Raw genomic sequence first — 14,063 nt, forward strand, 5'->3', positions numbered from 1 at the left:
AAGGATGGAGGGCCGGGAAGGACGGGACATGGCGGCACGACCTCGCACGGCGGTCATCGCCGACGCCTGGCGGGCCGCCGGGATCGACGCGCCGGCGTTCACGAACCGCGAGGGCCGCGTGCTCGCCCGCGCCGTGAAGTGCCTGATCGACCCGCTCGTGCTCAGGCCGCGGGATCGCGCGGGACTCGCGCGTCCGCTGCTCGACGAGGCGGCGGCCGAGGAGGTCCGCCGCGAGCTCGCCCGGCAGCGCGGCCGCCTGGAGGCCGCGGGGGAGTGGTTCGCGCTGCTGCGCCGGGAGCGGCGCAGGCGCGGGATCACCGCCGGCGACGTCCAGGAGCTCTACTTCCCGCGCGCCTACGAGCTCGCGGCGCTCGCGGGCCCGCCGGGCGCCGACGCGCAGGAGCGCTGCGCGGCGATGCTCGCCGAGGTGCACGCCGAGGAGTCGGGCGCGGCCGCGGTGCGGGAGTACCTGCGCGACGAGGACGCGCTGCGGCGGGCCGAGGCCGACCTGCGCCGGGCCTGGCGCGGCGCGCCGGAGGCCGTGACGCCGCAGGCCGAGGCGCTGCCGAGCCTGCTCTTCGCGCTGCTCGACGAGTGCGGGGAGATCGCCGCGCGGCGCGGCTTCGGCGCGCTCCTCGCCTCCGGGGCACCGACGGCGGCGGGGCTCGATGCGCGAGGGCGCGCGGGCGTCGTCCGGGAGCTCGCCGAGCGGCTGCGGGCGGAGGAGCCCGGCGGCGCCGTCTCCGCGCACGATCCGCTGGCCCCGCCGCCCGTCCTCGAGCGGGCCGCCTCCGCCGCCGCGCTCGATCGCGCCCTCGCGGATCGCGTGCGCGCCGCGCTGCGGCGCCTGCGCGATCGGGGGACGGACGAGCCGATCGCCGAGCGCTTCGCGGCGGAGGCGGCGCGCACCGCGGCCCCCTGGGGGCTCGAGTCGCCCGCGCAGCAGACCGTGTTCTGCGCCGGCATCGCGCTCGCGCTGTGGCTGCGCCCGCTCGACGCGAGCGCGCCGCCCGAGGCGCCGAGGCTCGCGCGGGAGCTGCAGGCGCGGGCCCGCAAGGAGGCGTTCGTGCTCCGCGCCCGCCGCCTGCTGTGCGAAGGCGAGGCGGTGCACCCCGGCCAGCGCCCCGTGGTCGACGAGCTGCGGGCGTTCGCCCGCCCCTACCTCGCCCGGCTGTGGACGCGGCTGCACGGCCGCGACGTGCTCGGGGAGGCGGTCGCGGATGGGCCCGAGGCGCTCGAGCTGCTCTCGGGCATCCTCCGCTCGGTGCTGCAGGATCAGAAGCAGCGCATCCGCAGGCTGCTCGAACGGTCGCGGACGTCGGGGGAGGCGGTGCGCCATGCTGCTGCGTAGCCGGGAGGGGCTGCTCGCGCTCGAGCCCGAGGGCGTCGAACCGCCGCCGGGCCGGGTGCTCGAGCTGCGCGTGCTCGAATGCGCGGGCGCCGTGCTCGAATGGCCGCTCGACGCTGCGGCGACGGACCCGCCGCGCATCTCGGTGCTCGACGCGGCGGAGGCCGACTGGCTGTGGATGCTCCTGGGCGAGGCCGCGCACGTGGCGCTGCTGGAGGAGGCCGCCCGGCTCGCCGACGCAGCGCCCGACGCTCGGCAGCTGCCGGTGGAGCTCGACGGGACGCTGGCCGCCGAGCTGCACCGGCTCGCGCACGCCCGCTGGGCCGCGTCCTGGTGGCCGGAGAGCCCCGCCGACGGCATCCCGGGCCTCGACGCCGCGCTGCTCGACGCCGAGGCGCTCGAACTCGCCGAGGCGCTCGAGCCCTGCCTCGGCGAGGCCGTGGACGAGGACCGGGCGCGATTCGAGCGGCACGGCCCGGAGCCGTACCGGGTGTATGCGCACAGCCCCGAGCCGCGGATCGCCGCGCTCGCCGCCGCGGCCCTCGGCCGGCTCGAGGAGGACGCGCCGGGGGCCGGCGCCGCCGGGGGCGGCCCGGCCGGATCGGGTGCATCGGTGCGGGAGGCGGGCGGATTCGCGGATGCGGATCGGTACGCGCTCGCCGCCGGCTACGGCGGGGGCGGGGCTCGCCTCCCGGAGGGCGTGCTCTCGGGCACTGCGCCCATCTGCTGGCAGGCCGTGCCTCCGGGATGCTTCGACGCCGGCGAGTCCGCGCTGCGGTGGTCCATCGAGGCCGGCGCGGCGCCCCGGCTGGCACTCGCCGCCCGCCTGCTGCCGAAGGCGGACGTGCGCGGCCTGGCCGTCGAGATCCGCGTCGGCGACGCGGCCGATGCCGCCGTGACGGCCGAGTTGCGGGCGGACGGCACCGCCGAGGCGGCGCTGCCGCTCGCGCCGGCGACGGTCTGGCTGCTGCGGCCCGAGGACGTGCACGTGCGCATCGGCCCGGCGGTCGAGGAGCCCCCGGCCGTGCGGGCACGGGTGCGCGCCCATGCCGAGGCGCGGCTCGATACCGGGCGCGGCCTGCCGCTGCTGGCCGCGGAGCTGGAGGCGGCCCGGCGCCGCTACTGACGGGGCGCTTCGGCTCCGGCTCCCGGATTCGGCCCCGCGAACCCGTGATCGGTAGCCCCGGCCCGGTCGTAGCGTTTCGGCGACGGGCGCCGAAGGGGCGGCCGCAGACCGGAAGGACCATCATGAACCGCAAGCACCTCGCCGCCGTCGGCACGGCCATGACGCTGCTCGCAGCGCTCACCGCGTGCAGCAGCCCCTCCGACGGCGGCGCCGACACGGATTCGAAGGTCGAGGAGACCGCGGCGGAGCAGCCGGCCGGGGACGCGCCCGCCGAGGAGGGCGGCGCGGCTTCGGCCGGGAGCGGAGTCGAGATCACGGTGGCCGGCGAGACCGTCGAGGTCGCCGACCCGCAGATCGTCTGCGAGGAGGCCGGCGGCACGCTGAACATCGCCGTGGCCTCGAGCGACCTGAGCGCCGACTCGGGGCAGGGGCTCGGCGCCGTGCTCGGCACCGGCGACGCGCCCTCGGTGCAGAGCGTCGCGCTCGTCACGACGGGCGGCGACGCGGTCGCCTACCAGGAGGGGACCGGCCAGGGCTCGGCCGAGGTCGCCGTGGACGGCGACACGTACACGATCACCGGCGAGGGGATCGTCGCCGATCTCGAGAACCCCACGAGCGTCGAGACCGCCGAGTTCAGCTTCGCTGTCACCTGCCCCTGACCCCGGGCGGGCCGCGTGGGCATGCGAGACTCTTCGCATGCCCACGCTCATCGTGAAGTACATCGAGGCCGTCGACGGCTATTTCTCGTGGCGCTGGGACGACCGGCCCGAGCTCGTCGAGGCCGGGCGCATCGGCGCCGAGAACCTCGCGAAGATCGACGCGCTGCTCGCCCGCACCCTGCCCGAGCCGGCATCCGGGGCGCCGGGCGGCGACGCGGAGCCGCTCGACCGGGCGATCGCGCGGGCCCTCTCCGAGGGCGCGCTCGCCTCGCCCGAGGCCGCGGCCGCGCTCGGCGGGGCCCTCGCGGACGCGCTGCTGCCGGCCCCGCTCGTCGAGGCGCTCGCGAGCCGCCGCACCGAACGGGCGCGCCTGCGCATCCAGCCCTCGCCCCGGCTCGCCCGCGTGCCCTGGGCGCTGCTGCGCCCCCGCCCCGCGCGCGAGGCGCTGCTCGAGCTCGCGACGATCGAGATCGGGGTGCCGCGGGCCGCGCTCGCCGCGGAGCAGATCGGCACGGCGCCGGTCGGGGCGGCGCCGATGGGAGTGGAGCCGGTCGGGGCGGATCCCACGGCGCCGGACGGCGCCCGCGTGCTCGTCGTCGATCCGCGCGTGCCGGGCGCCGCGGCGGACTCCGCGCTCGGCTCGGTGCTCGGCCGGCCCCGCGAGGGGGATGCCCTCGCCGGGCTGCTCCGCGCCGACGCGCCGGCCCTCCCGCCGGCGACATCGGTCGAGGAGCTCCTCCGCAGGTCGGACCTCGACCGAGACTGGCTTCGCGAGGCCTGCGCCGCCGCCGCAGGCCTCCTCTACGTCGGCCACGTGACCCGCGCGGATCCGGCGGCGGACGGCGGCGAGACCGCGGCCCTGCACCTCGCCGACCGCGGGCCGGACGGCGCGCATCTGCCGCTCGCCGCGCGCGACATCCTCCTCGGCGGCTGGCGCATCCCGCCGCGCGTGGGCCTCGTGGCCTGCGGCTCGGGGGCCGACCTGCGCTCCTCGGAGCCGATGGGCATCATGTCCGCGATGCTCCTGCGGGGCGCGCGCATCGCGATCGCCGCGGCCTGGGCGCTGCCCACCGATCGCGCCCTCGCCCGCGGCGGGGACCTCGGCGGCCGGTCGCCGCTGCGCGAGCTCGTCCTCGCGGTGGACGCCGCCCTGCTCGATGAGGACCCGGCCGCCCGCCTGAACGCGTGGCAGCGCGAGCGGGCGGCCGCCTGGGAGCACGGCGGGGCGCTCGCGGACACGCCGCTGCTGTGGGCCTCGGCATTCGTCACGGAATCCCTCGAACGGAGGGGGCGCGCGGTCATCCCGGCTCGGTAGACTTCGGCGCATGGAACAACTCGGCTGGATCATCCCGGTGGGCATCCTCGCCCTCATCCTGCTCATCATCCTCGTCTGGGCATGGGTCACCTACAACAAGCTCACGAAGCACAGCGTGCGCGTCGAGGAGGCGTGGAGCGACATCACGGTGCAGCTCAAGCGCAGGGCCGACCTGATCCCGAACATCGTCGAGACGGTGAAGTCCTACGCGAAGCACGAGTCGAAGGTGTTCGAGGACGTCACCCGAGCCCGGGGCGAGACGCTCGAGGCGAAGACGCCCGCGGCCGCCTCCGAGGCCGAGAACCACGTGCAGGGAGCCCTGCGCAGTCTGTTCGCGGTGGCCGAGGCGCACCCGCAGCTGCAGGCGAACGCGAACTTCTCGCAGCTGCAGAGCGACCTGGTGCAGACCGAGAACAAGATCCAGGCCGCGCGCCGCTACTACAACGGCAGCGTGCGCCAGCTCAACACGTCGATCAAGACGTTCCCGAACAACGTCGTGGCCGGCCCCATGGGCTTCGCGCAGCGGGAGTTCTTCGAGGTCGCGGACCGCGCGGCGATCTCCGAGCCGCCCCGGGTGCAGTTCTAGCCGTCCATGGCGGGATCGACCCGGGTGCCGCGCCCCGAAGAGCGGCTGCGCACGATGGAGCCGGAGGCGAGCTTCGTCTCGAGGCCCGTCCGCATCGCCGCGGCCTGGTCCTGGCGCTGGCTCGTCATCGTGCTGGGGGCCATACCGGTCATCTGGCTGATCGGCAAGGCGGCGATCATCATCGTGCCGCTGCTGGTCGCGCTGCTGTTCACGGCGCTGCTCGTGCCGCTCACGAACAAGCTCACCCGCGACCTGCACTGGCCCAAGTGGCTCGCGATGATCATCGGGCTGCTCTCGCTGTTCCTCGGCGTCGGCGCGCTCGTCTTCCTCGTGGTCCTCGCCTTCCGCAGCGGCCAGCAGTTCGACGTGGAGGACATCCAGCGGCGGTACCAGGAGGTGCTCGCCTGGCTCGAGTCCACGCCCCTCCACCTCAGCGAGGACCAGCTGAGCCTGTGGCTCGACGAGGCCATCCTGTGGGTGCAGTCGAACATCGACACCCTCATCGAGCAGACCCTCTCGGCCGGGGCCACGGTCGCGGCGGTGCTCACCGGCTCGGTGTTCGTCATCTTCGCCGTCATCTTCTACCTGCTCGACGGCCGCCGCATCTGGCTGTTCTTCGTCTCGCTGTTCCCCGTCTCGGCGCGGGCCGCGCTCGACGGCGCCGGGGAGCGGGCGTGGATCTCGACCGGCCACTACGTCCGCGTGCAGGTGGTGGTCGCGCTCATCGACGCGATCGGGATATTCCTCGGCGCGGTCGTCCTGCAGGTGCCCTACGCGCTCGCCATCGGCATCGTCGTGTTCCTCGCGGCCTTCGTGCCGCTCATCGGCGCGACGCTTTCGGGCGCGCTCGCCACCGTCATCGCCCTCATCGCCAACGGCTTCTGGAACGCGGTCATCATGCTCGCGATCGTCGTCGCCGTCATGGCCATCGAGGCGAACATCCTGCAGCCGCTCATCATGGGCCAGGCGGTGCAGCTGCATCCGCTCGCCGTGCTCGTGACGGTGAGCGGGGGCTCGATCCTCGCGGGCATCGGCGGCGCGGTGTTCGCCGTGCCGGTCGTCGCCGCGGTGAAGTCTATGGTGAAATACATCGCATCCGGCCGATGGCGCGGCGAACCCGACCCCACCGAGTGCATGAGATCGGAGGAGGACGCCGATAGCGTGCCGCGCCGCGTCCCCCTCGTCATCCGCCGCAATAAGAAGGAACCCCAAGCGTGAACCAACCCGTCGACATCACCTTCGAACCCGAGCTCGAGCAGGTCCGCGCGGCGCGCGAGATCGTGCAGCGCACCACGCGCGTGACCCTGCTCGACTCCGCTCGGTTCCTGAGCAGGTACGGCGGGGGCTCGATCTACCTCAAATGCGAGAACATGCAGCGCACCGGCTCCTACAAGATCCGCGGCGCCACCTACCGGCTCTCGCAGCTCACCGAGGAGGAGCGCTCGCGCGGCGTCGTGGCGGCCTCGGCCGGCAACCACGCGCAGGGGGTCGCGTTCGCGGCGCGCGAGCTCGGCATCCCGGCGACGATCTTCATGCCCCTCGACGTGCCCATCCCCAAGCTCGAGGCCACCCGCAACTACGGCGCCGACGTCGTGCTGCACGGCAACAACGTCGCCGAATCGCTCGCCGGCGCCCAGGAGTTCGCCGAGAGCACGGGCGCGGTGTTCATCCACCCCTACAACCATCCCGACATCATCACGGGCCAGGGCACGCTGGCGCTCGACATCGTGGACCAGCTGCCGGACGTCGACACGATCATCGTGCCGATCGGCGGCGGCGGGCTCGCGGGCGGGCTCGCGGCCACCGCGAAGCGGCTCGCGGCCGAGCAGGGGCGCGAGATCCGCGTCATCGGCGTGCAGTCGGCCAACTCGGCGCCCTTCCCCGTCTCGGTGGCCGAGGGCCATCCGGTGAAGATCCAGGCGAAGCCCACCATCGCCGACGGCATCGCGGTGGACGTGCCCGGCTCGCTCTCCTTCGAGCTCGTGCGCAAGTACGTGGACGAGATCATCACGGTCACCGAGGACGACATCTCGCGCGCGATCCTGCTGCTGCTCGAGCGCGCCAAGCTCGTCGTCGAGGGCGCCGGGGCCACGACCGTGGCGGCCATCCTGGCCGGCAAGGCGCCGAGCGAGGGCAAGACCGTCGCGGTGCTGACCGGCGGCAACGTCGACCCGATGATGCTCGAGAAGGTCATCTCCACGGGCCTCACGGCGTCCGAGCGGTACCTCAAGCTGAACATCGGCCTGCAGGACCGGCCCGGTCACCTCGCGCGGATCTCGAGCATCCTCGCCTCGATCGACGCGAATGTCATCGAGGTGCTGCACACGCGCCACAACAAGGGCCTGCAGATCAACCAGGTCGAGCTCGAGATCTCGGTCGAGACGCGCGGCACCGAGCACGCCACGCTCGTGCTCGACCGGCTCCGCGAGGCGGGCTACAACCCCAGGGTCGACCGGAACGCCTCGCTCTAGCCGCTCTCGGCGCAGCCGGCAGCGCTGCCGCGGGAACTCATTCCGCCGTGGAAACGAGGAGCGCTCCCCGAACCGACCGGTTCGGGGAGCGCTCCTCGTGCGCCGCGCGGGCGCTCAGCCGCGGAAGGTCTCGACGTCCTTGACCTCGACGGCGATCTCGTTGCCGTTCGGCGCGGTGTAGCTCGCGGTATCGCCGACCTTGAGGCCGTCGATCGCCTGCCCGATCGGGCTCTCGGGCGAGAACACGCGCAGCTCGGTCTGCGACTCGAGCTCGGGGCTCGCGAACAGGAACTTCTGCTCGCGCGGGCCGATCTTGGCGGTCACGACGGTGCCCAGCACGACGGTGCCGTCGGCCTCGGGCGCCTCCGTCACCACGGCGCGCTTGAGCATGGCCTCGAGCTCGGCGATGCGAGCCTCGATGCGCCCCTGCTCCTCGCGGGCGGCGTGGTAGCCGGCGTTCTCCTTGAGGTCGCCGTCCTCACGGGCCTCCTGGATCTCTTTCGTGATCTCCTGGCGCCGGGTGGACGACAGGAACTCGAGCTCTTCCTGCAGGCGATCGAACGTCTCCTGGGTGAGCCAAGTTGAGTCGAACTGGGCGGTCATGGACATCTCCTCGGATATACGACAGAAGCCCCGACCTCCTGTCAGGGCTGTTGGTCAAGCAGTATAGCGGGCCGCGCTGCGGAGCGGCCGGAGGCCGGCCGGTGCGCGCCGGGCGGCGGGGCGGATCGGGGGACGCGGATCAGGGGATCCAGCACTCGCGGACGAGCAGCAGCGTGGCCGCCTGGGTCGTGCGCAGCGTCACCGAGAGCGTCTGGTGCTGCTCCTCGGCCGGCGGCAGCACGACGGTCTCGAAGCCCACGACCGCGTTGACCGCGTTCTGCGCCTCCACCGTGCACGCGAGCTCCGTGCCGGGCTGCACCGAGACCCGCGCGTCCAGGTGCGCCTCCGTGTCGGAGTGCACCTCGAAGCGGCCCGGGGAGGTCTCGATCGTGCCGCCGGGGTTCGTGAGCGACAGAGCCCAGAACCCGATCACGCCGAGCACGAGGACGGCCAGCAGCGTCCACCAGACCCCGGGGCGGACCCGTCCGGCGGCGCGGCGCGAGGTGCCGTAGCGCGCGTCAAGATCCGTCACGGTGGTGCTCTCTCGCGATAGAGTTGTTCATTGCTGCGCGCCAGCTTACCCGAGGCGCCATCCCACCCCTGACAGGAGCTCTCGATGACCTTCAGACTTCTCGCGGTCCACGCGCACCCCGATGACGAATCGAGCAAGGGCGCGGGCACGTACGCGGCCTACGAGGACCGCGGCGAGGAAGTCATGATCGTGAGCTGCACCGGTGGCGAGGCCGGCGATGTGCTGAACACCGCGGTGCCGGCGCGCGCCCACGCCGAGCGCGATCTCCCCGGCCTGCGCCGGGTGGAGATGGCGGAGGCGCAGGGCATCCTCGGCATCGAGCACCGCTGGCTCGGCTACCGCGACTCGGGCATGGCGCGCGAGGACGGCAGCCTCGAGCCCGGCACCTTCGCGGCCATCCCCGCCGAGGTCAGCGTGCGCCCGCTCATCCGCCTCATCCGCGAGTTCCGCCCGCACGTGATCGTCACCTACGACGAGACCGGCGGCTACCCCCATCCCGACCACATCCGCACGCACGAGATCACGCTGCTCGCGTGGGAGCGGGCCGGCCGCGATGCCGAGCACGAGCTGGGCGAGCCGTGGGAGCCGCTCAAGCTCTACTACGACCAGACCATGAACGAGGAGCGCTCGCGCTCCATGCTCGACCGGCTCAAGGACTACCCCGAGCTCGAGCACCTGGCCGACCGCATGCAGGCCGTGGTCGAGCGGCTGCGGACCAAGCACCGCAACCGCACGACGAAGATCGACATCTCGGGCACGTTCGATCGCCGGGACAACGCGCTCCGGGCCCACGCGAGCCAGGTGGCGCCCGACAACGAGTTCTTCTTCGGCTACCCGCGCGACCTCGAGCTCGTGGCCTACCCGTACGAGGACTACGAGCTCGTCGAGGCGCGCGTCGACACCCGGCTGCCGGAGACGGACCTGTTCGCCGGCATCGACCCCGAAGGGAAGAACTAGTTGTCACCTCTCGAACGCGGGCTGATCCGGCTCGTCGAAGCGGCGCCGACCCCCACGCCGACGGACCAGCCGTTCAATCCCGTCGACGTGACGCCGGGGCCCGCGGGATTCTTCATGACGGTCCTGCTCATGCTCGGCGTCGGCGTCATCGCCATGAGCCTGATGCGCCGCTCCTCCCGGGTGCAGGCGCGCTTCGCCATCCGCGAGGAGCTCGAGCGCGAGCAGGCGGCGGCCGAGGAGCCGGGAACGGCCGAGGGGGAGCGCCCCGCGGAATCCCCGGACGAGGCCGGCGCCGCACCGGCGGCGGACCCCGACGATCAGGACTCGGCGCCGCGCAAGGACTAGATTGGCGTTCATGAAACGTCGCCACCCGTTCCGCGCGCCGGACTTCGCGTACCGCCTGTACGCGCGGAACCTCTGGCGCTCGCTCGGGGCGATGAGCACGCGCCCGCAGCACATCGCGATGATCATCGACGGCAACCGCCGATGGGCGAGGCAGCTCGGGCTCGAGGACGCCGCGGCCGGCCACCGGGCGGGCGCGGCGAAGATGATCGAGTTCATCTCGTGGTGCGATCGCGCCGGGATCGGCACCGTGACGCTCTACCTGCTCTCGCAGGACAATCTCCGCGGCCGCTCGCCCGAGGAGCTCCGCGCGCTCATGGGCATCATCGGCAGCCTCGCCCGCGACCTCGCGAAGAACGAGCGCTGGCAGGTGCAGCACGTCGGCTCCTCCGAGGGTCTGGACGCGGGGCTCGTCTCGACGCTCGAGGAGATCGAGCGCACCACCGAGAAGGCCCGCGGCCCGCACGTCAACCTCGCGATCGGCTACGGCGGCCGCAACGAGATCGTCGACGCGATGCGCGCCATAGTGCGCGACTACGCCGACCAGGGCGGCTCAGTCGCGGAGCTCGCCGACATCCTCACGCCCGAGCTCATCGGCGAGCACCTCTACACGGGCGGCCAGCCCGATCCGGACCTCGTGATCCGCACCTCGGGCGAGCAGCGGCTCAGCGACTTCATGCTCTGGCAGGCTGCGCACTCCGAGTTCTACTTCGTCGAGGCGCTCGGGCCGGACCTGCGCGAGGTGGACTTCCTGCGCGCGCTGCGCGACTACGCCACGCGCAACCGCCGCTACGGGCAGTAGCGGATCGCCGAAGCCGCCCGGAGATTACGCGGCATGTCGCGAAGCCGTTGCGGGCGCGTGCCGTCGTGCTCTACGGTGTGGCCAGCAACATGCTCCGGGGTCGGTGCAATTCCGAACCGGCGGTGATAGCCCGCGACCGCGACCCGTCCGACATGCATATGTCGAGCACGGGAAGCGCTGATCTGGTGAAATTCCAGAGCCGACAGTCAGAGTCTGGATGGGAGGCGCATGGCCGACGCGATATCGCGTCGGCGCCGCTGGCGATCGCTCGCCGGGATCCGCGGAAGGATCCCGAGGGCTTCGCGAGTGTTCCCGTACCCCGGTGCCGCCGCAGGGGAAGGACACTCGGAATGAACACGCAGGCATCCGCCGCCTCGAAGGCGCGCCGCTCGCCAGACGGCGATCGCGGGACGGGCTCCGCTATCTCCATCGGCGAGGCGATGCGCCGGGCGATCTCGCTCGCGCGCCGAGGGCCCGAGCACGGCCCGAATCCGCGAGTGGGCTGCGTGCTCCTTGCACCCGGGCACCTCGCCGGAAGAGGCGGGGATACGGCTCTGCGGACCGTCATCGGCGAGGGGCACCATCGCGGCGCGGGCACGCCGCACGCCGAGGTGGCCGCGCTGGCCGATGCGCGGCGTCGTGGATTCGACGTTCGCGGGTGCACGGCCGTGGTCACGCTGGAGCCCTGCCGCCACACCGGTCGCACCGGTCCGTGCACCGATGCCCTGATCCGAGCAGGGGCGGCCGAGGTCGTGTACGGCGCGCGGGATCCCGACCCGATCGCGGGCGGGGGCGGTGCGCTGCTCCGACGCCACGGGGTCCGGGTGCGCTCCGGCGTCGCGAGCGGTGAGGCGGAGGATCTCATCCGGGTCTGGGCCGCCTCGATTCGCGCCGGCCGGCCCTTCGTCTCGCTCAAGCTCGCGATGAGCCTCGACGGCCGCATCGCAGCGGCCGACGGCAGCAGCAAGTGGCTCACCTCGACCGCCTCGCGCGCGGCCGCCCACCGGCTGCGCGGCCGGGTCGGCGCCGTGCTCGTCGGCATGGGCACCGTCCTCGCAGACGACCCCCGGCTCACCGCCCGCAATGAGGCGCAGCGCCCTGCCGGGCATCAGCCGCTCCGCGTAGCCCTCGGCCGCCGAGCCGTGCCGGTCTCGGCGCGGATCCGCAGTTCGCCCGGCGAGTTTCTGCAGATCCCGCACCGGGACCCGCGAGCGGCGCTCGACCTGCTCCGCGACCGCGGCGTCAGACACGTCCTCGTCGAGGGCGGTGCGAGGGTCGCAAGCGCGTTCCTGCGCGAGGCCCTCGTCGACGAGCTCGAGCTCCATATCGCCCCGCTGCTCCTCGGCTCGGGCGTTGGCGCCGTCGAGCGCCTCGGCGTCGAGACGCTCTCGGACGCCGACCGCTGGCGGCTCGGCGCGATCGAGCGCAGCGGAGCCGATCTGCTCGTCCGAGCCGTCCCGGCGCCGGGAAACGCCGGGCGCACGCCCCCGAATCCATCCGTCAACCGCTAAGGAGCCCCATGTTCACCGGACTCGTCGAGGAGATCGGCACGATCCTGCGCGCGGAACGCGCCGGAACGCGCGCCGACACCCTGCTCACCATCGCGGCGGAAGCCGTCACCGCCGACGCCTCGCCCGGAGATTCGATCTCGGTCTCCGGCGTCTGCCTCACCGTCGTGCGGCGCTCGCCAGAGGGCGCGTTCACCGCCGAGGTCATGCGCGAGACGCTCGAGCGAAGCACCCTCGACCGGGCGGAGCCCGGCACCCGGGTCAACCTCGAGCGCGCGCTCCGGGCCGACTCCCGCCTGGGCGGGCATCTCGTCCAGGGCCACGTGGACGCGGTCGGCGAGTTGCGCTCCCGAACCGGGGCGAGCGCTGGGACGACCTGTGGTTCCGCGCGGATCCCGGCCTGACACGGTACATCGCGGAGAAGGGATCCATCGCCGTTGACGGCATCTCGCTCACGGTCACGGCCGTCGAGGCGGACGGGTTCGGCGTGTCCGTGATCCCGACCACCTCGGCGAGCACGACCATCGGTGCCCTCGTCCCGGGCGACCGCGTGAACCTCGAGGTCGACATCCTCGCCAAGTACGTCGAGCGCGCCCTTGCGGCGAACGCGCGGATTGCGCCCCGGGGACGGGAGGCGGCCCGATGAACCGGGAAGCGCTGCTCCGCGCCTGCGCGGATCTCCGGGCGGGACGCCCCGCGCTGGTCGCCGACGCCGCCGATCGCGAGAACGAGGTCGACGCGATCCTGGCCGCGGACCGGGCAACCCCGGAGTGGATCGCGTGGACGGTCCGCCACTCCTCGGGATTCCTCTGCGCACCCATGCCCGCAGACGTGGCGGATCGCCTCGGGCTGCCGCTCATGGTGCCTCGGAACGAGGACTCCCTGCGTACCGCCTACACCGTGAGCGCGGACGCCGCGAGCGGCATCACCACCGGGATCTCGGCGCGAGACCGGGCTGCGACGCTGCGGGTGCTGGCCGGGCGCGACTCCATCGCCGCGGACCTCATCCGGCCGGGGCACGTGCTGCCGCTTCGGGCCGCGCCGGGCGGGGTGCTCGAGCGTCCTGGCCATACGGAGGCAGCGGTGGACCTGCTCCGGCTGGCCGGAGCGGGGGAGGTCGGCGCGATCGCCGAACTCGTGCACGACGCCGGGGACCCGATGCGTCTCGCGCAGGCACGGCGGCTTGCGGAGGACGAGGGGCTGGTGCTGCTCGCCATCGAGGACATCGTCGAGCGGATGCGCGGCACCCGGCCCGGTGAGCGAGAGGCAGCACGATGAGCGGCGAGGGCGCACCGGAGCTGCACGCGGACGGTCGCGGCCTGCGCATCGTGATCGTCGTGGCCGAGTGGCACGGCGAGGTCACCGGAGCGCTGCTCGCGGGCGCGCAGCGGGCGCTCTCCCGGGCGGGCGCCCCACCGGCGGAGATCGTGCGCGTCCCGGGTGCATTCGAGCTGCCGGTGGCCGCCGCGCGGGTGCTGCGATCTCCGAGGGCGCCCGACGGGGTCGTGGCGCTCGGCTCGGTCGTTCGCGGCGGCACCCCGCATTTCGAGTACGTCTGCGGCGCGGTCGCCGACGGACTCGGATCGGTCGCGGTATCCACCGGGGTGCCGGTCGGGTTCGGCGTCCTCACGTGCGATACCGAGGAACAGGCGGTGGACCGCGCCGGGCTGCCCGGGTCGAGCGAGGACAAGGGCGCGGAGGCCGCGGACGCCGTGCTCGCCACGATCCGGGCCCTGGGGGACTGGTGACGATCCCTCGCCGCTGTTCAGCCCGATGCGGCACACTGGAGGTGAACTCGGACTGAACGTTCCTGA

Annotated in this window: 16 protein-coding genes, 1 pseudogene and 1 riboswitch; of the genes and pseudogenes, 15 read left to right on the forward strand and 2 right to left on the reverse strand. The window is 73.5% G+C overall.

All coding sequences use genetic code 11. The annotated features are described in order from the left end of the window. The first annotated feature begins 28 nt into the window (after positions 1-28). The 7 genes from FM112_RS11585 (at position 29) to ilvA (ending at position 7,505) form a co-directional block, all read left to right on the forward strand. Positions 29-1,351, forward strand: a complete 1,323-nt coding sequence (locus FM112_RS11585) for a hypothetical protein (protein ID WP_087007691.1) — start codon at positions 29-31, stop codon at positions 1,349-1,351. Continuing rightward, positions 1,338-2,474: a hypothetical protein gene (locus FM112_RS16910; RefSeq protein ID WP_140400666.1), complete on the forward strand. Its 1,137-nt coding sequence runs from the start codon at positions 1,338-1,340 to the stop codon at positions 2,472-2,474. The genes FM112_RS11585 and FM112_RS16910 overlap by 14 nt, the downstream gene beginning before the upstream one ends. 122 nt (positions 2,475-2,596) lie before the next feature. After that, entirely contained in the window at positions 2,597-3,133 is a 537-nt protein-coding gene (locus FM112_RS16915) for a lipoprotein LpqH (protein WP_140400667.1), read from the forward strand. Positions 3,134-3,170: 37 nt separating this feature from the next. Further along, a complete protein-coding gene (locus FM112_RS11595; protein ID WP_087007693.1) occupies positions 3,171-4,448 on the forward strand; it encodes a CHAT domain-containing protein in 1,278 nt (425 codons plus the stop codon). Positions 4,449-4,458: 10 nt separating this feature from the next. After that, on the forward strand, positions 4,459-5,034 hold the full coding sequence (locus FM112_RS11600) for a LemA family protein (protein ID WP_087007695.1): 576 nt from the start codon (positions 4,459-4,461) through the stop codon (positions 5,032-5,034). A 6-nt stretch (positions 5,035-5,040) separates the two neighbouring features. Beyond that, a complete protein-coding gene (locus FM112_RS11605; protein WP_087007697.1) occupies positions 5,041-6,252 on the forward strand; it encodes an AI-2E family transporter in 1,212 nt (403 codons plus the stop codon). Next, positions 6,249-7,505, forward strand: a complete 1,257-nt coding sequence (gene ilvA, locus FM112_RS11610; protein ID WP_087007699.1) for a threonine ammonia-lyase — start codon at positions 6,249-6,251, stop codon at positions 7,503-7,505. Before FM112_RS11605 ends, ilvA begins: the two co-directional genes overlap by 4 nt. 114 nt (positions 7,506-7,619) lie before the next feature. Here ilvA and greA read toward each other — a convergent pair whose 3' ends face one another. Next, on the reverse strand, positions 7,620-8,114 hold the full coding sequence (gene greA / locus FM112_RS11615) for a transcription elongation factor GreA (protein WP_087007701.1): 495 nt from the start codon (positions 8,112-8,114) through the stop codon (positions 7,620-7,622). Positions 8,115-8,247: 133 nt separating this feature from the next. After that, a complete protein-coding gene (locus FM112_RS11620) occupies positions 8,248-8,640 on the reverse strand; it encodes a DUF4307 domain-containing protein (RefSeq protein WP_087007703.1) in 393 nt (130 codons plus the stop codon). 84 nt (positions 8,641-8,724) lie between these two features. On the opposite strand from FM112_RS11620, the gene mca reads away from it, so the two are divergent. The 8 genes and pseudogenes from mca to ribH all read left to right on the forward strand — a co-directional run bounded on the left by mca (position 8,725) and on the right by ribH (position 13,997). After that, positions 8,725-9,597, forward strand: coding sequence for a mycothiol conjugate amidase Mca (gene mca / locus FM112_RS11625; RefSeq protein WP_087007705.1), 873 nt, complete (start codon positions 8,725-8,727; stop codon positions 9,595-9,597). Further along, complete coding sequence (locus tag FM112_RS11630; protein WP_087007707.1) at positions 9,598-9,942, forward strand: hypothetical protein; 345 nt, start codon at positions 9,598-9,600, stop codon at positions 9,940-9,942. Positions 9,943-9,952: 10 nt separating this feature from the next. Next, positions 9,953-10,741, forward strand: a complete 789-nt coding sequence (locus FM112_RS11635; protein ID WP_087007769.1) for an isoprenyl transferase — start codon at positions 9,953-9,955, stop codon at positions 10,739-10,741. A gap of 86 nt (positions 10,742-10,827) precedes the next feature. After that, positions 10,828-10,974, forward strand: a riboswitch (FMN riboswitch). 117 nt (positions 10,975-11,091) lie between these two features. Then, positions 11,092-12,252, forward strand: a complete 1,161-nt coding sequence (ribD, locus tag FM112_RS11640) for a bifunctional diaminohydroxyphosphoribosylaminopyrimidine deaminase/5-amino-6-(5-phosphoribosylamino)uracil reductase RibD (RefSeq protein ID WP_087007709.1) — start codon at positions 11,092-11,094, stop codon at positions 12,250-12,252. Between the two features lie 8 nt (positions 12,253-12,260). Then, positions 12,261-12,653, forward strand: coding sequence for a riboflavin synthase (locus FM112_RS17695; protein ID WP_369678169.1), 393 nt, complete (start codon positions 12,261-12,263; stop codon positions 12,651-12,653). Positions 12,654-12,661: 8 nt separating this feature from the next. Then, positions 12,662-12,895 carry a hypothetical protein gene (locus tag FM112_RS17700; protein WP_369678170.1) on the forward strand — a complete coding sequence of 78 codons (234 nt, stop codon included), beginning with the start codon at positions 12,662-12,664 and terminating at the stop codon, positions 12,893-12,895. Continuing rightward, positions 12,892-13,479 (forward strand): annotated as a pseudogene (ribB, locus tag FM112_RS11650) (3,4-dihydroxy-2-butanone-4-phosphate synthase); the annotation flags it as partial. The gene FM112_RS17700 and the pseudogene ribB, both read left to right, overlap by 4 nt. Before the next feature lie 44 nt (positions 13,480-13,523). Next, positions 13,524-13,997, forward strand: a complete 474-nt coding sequence (ribH, locus tag FM112_RS11655) for a 6,7-dimethyl-8-ribityllumazine synthase (protein WP_087007712.1) — start codon at positions 13,524-13,526, stop codon at positions 13,995-13,997. Positions 13,998-14,063 lie beyond the last annotated feature (66 nt).

Source organism: Gulosibacter sp. 10 (assembly GCF_900163695.1).
Lineage (GTDB): Bacteria > Actinomycetota > Actinomycetes > Actinomycetales > Microbacteriaceae > Gulosibacter.

What these genes read in the sequence shown, in the direction of transcription:
- FM112_RS11585 (WP_087007691.1), top strand. Translation starts at nt 29, where the DNA reads ATGGCGGCACGACCTCGCACGGCGGTCATCGCCGACGCCTGGCGGGCC.
- FM112_RS16910 (WP_140400666.1), top strand. Translation starts at nt 1,338, where the DNA reads ATGCTGCTGCGTAGCCGGGAGGGGCTGCTCGCGCTCGAGCCCGAGGGC.
- FM112_RS16915 (WP_140400667.1), top strand. Translation starts at nt 2,597, where the DNA reads ATGAACCGCAAGCACCTCGCCGCCGTCGGCACGGCCATGACGCTGCTC.
- FM112_RS11595 (WP_087007693.1), top strand. Translation starts at nt 3,171, where the DNA reads ATGCCCACGCTCATCGTGAAGTACATCGAGGCCGTCGACGGCTATTTC.
- FM112_RS11600 (WP_087007695.1), top strand. Translation starts at nt 4,459, where the DNA reads ATGGAACAACTCGGCTGGATCATCCCGGTGGGCATCCTCGCCCTCATC.
- FM112_RS11605 (WP_087007697.1), top strand. Translation starts at nt 5,041, where the DNA reads ATGGCGGGATCGACCCGGGTGCCGCGCCCCGAAGAGCGGCTGCGCACG.
- greA (WP_087007701.1), bottom strand. Translation starts at nt 8,114, where the DNA reads ATGTCCATGACCGCCCAGTTCGACTCAACTTGGCTCACCCAGGAGACG.
- mca (WP_087007705.1), top strand. Translation starts at nt 8,725, where the DNA reads ATGACCTTCAGACTTCTCGCGGTCCACGCGCACCCCGATGACGAATCG.
- FM112_RS11635 (WP_087007769.1), top strand. Translation starts at nt 9,953, where the DNA reads ATGAAACGTCGCCACCCGTTCCGCGCGCCGGACTTCGCGTACCGCCTG.
- ribD (WP_087007709.1), top strand. Translation starts at nt 11,092, where the DNA reads ATGAACACGCAGGCATCCGCCGCCTCGAAGGCGCGCCGCTCGCCAGAC.
- FM112_RS17695 (WP_369678169.1), top strand. Translation starts at nt 12,261, where the DNA reads ATGTTCACCGGACTCGTCGAGGAGATCGGCACGATCCTGCGCGCGGAA.
- ribH (WP_087007712.1), top strand. Translation starts at nt 13,524, where the DNA reads ATGAGCGGCGAGGGCGCACCGGAGCTGCACGCGGACGGTCGCGGCCTG.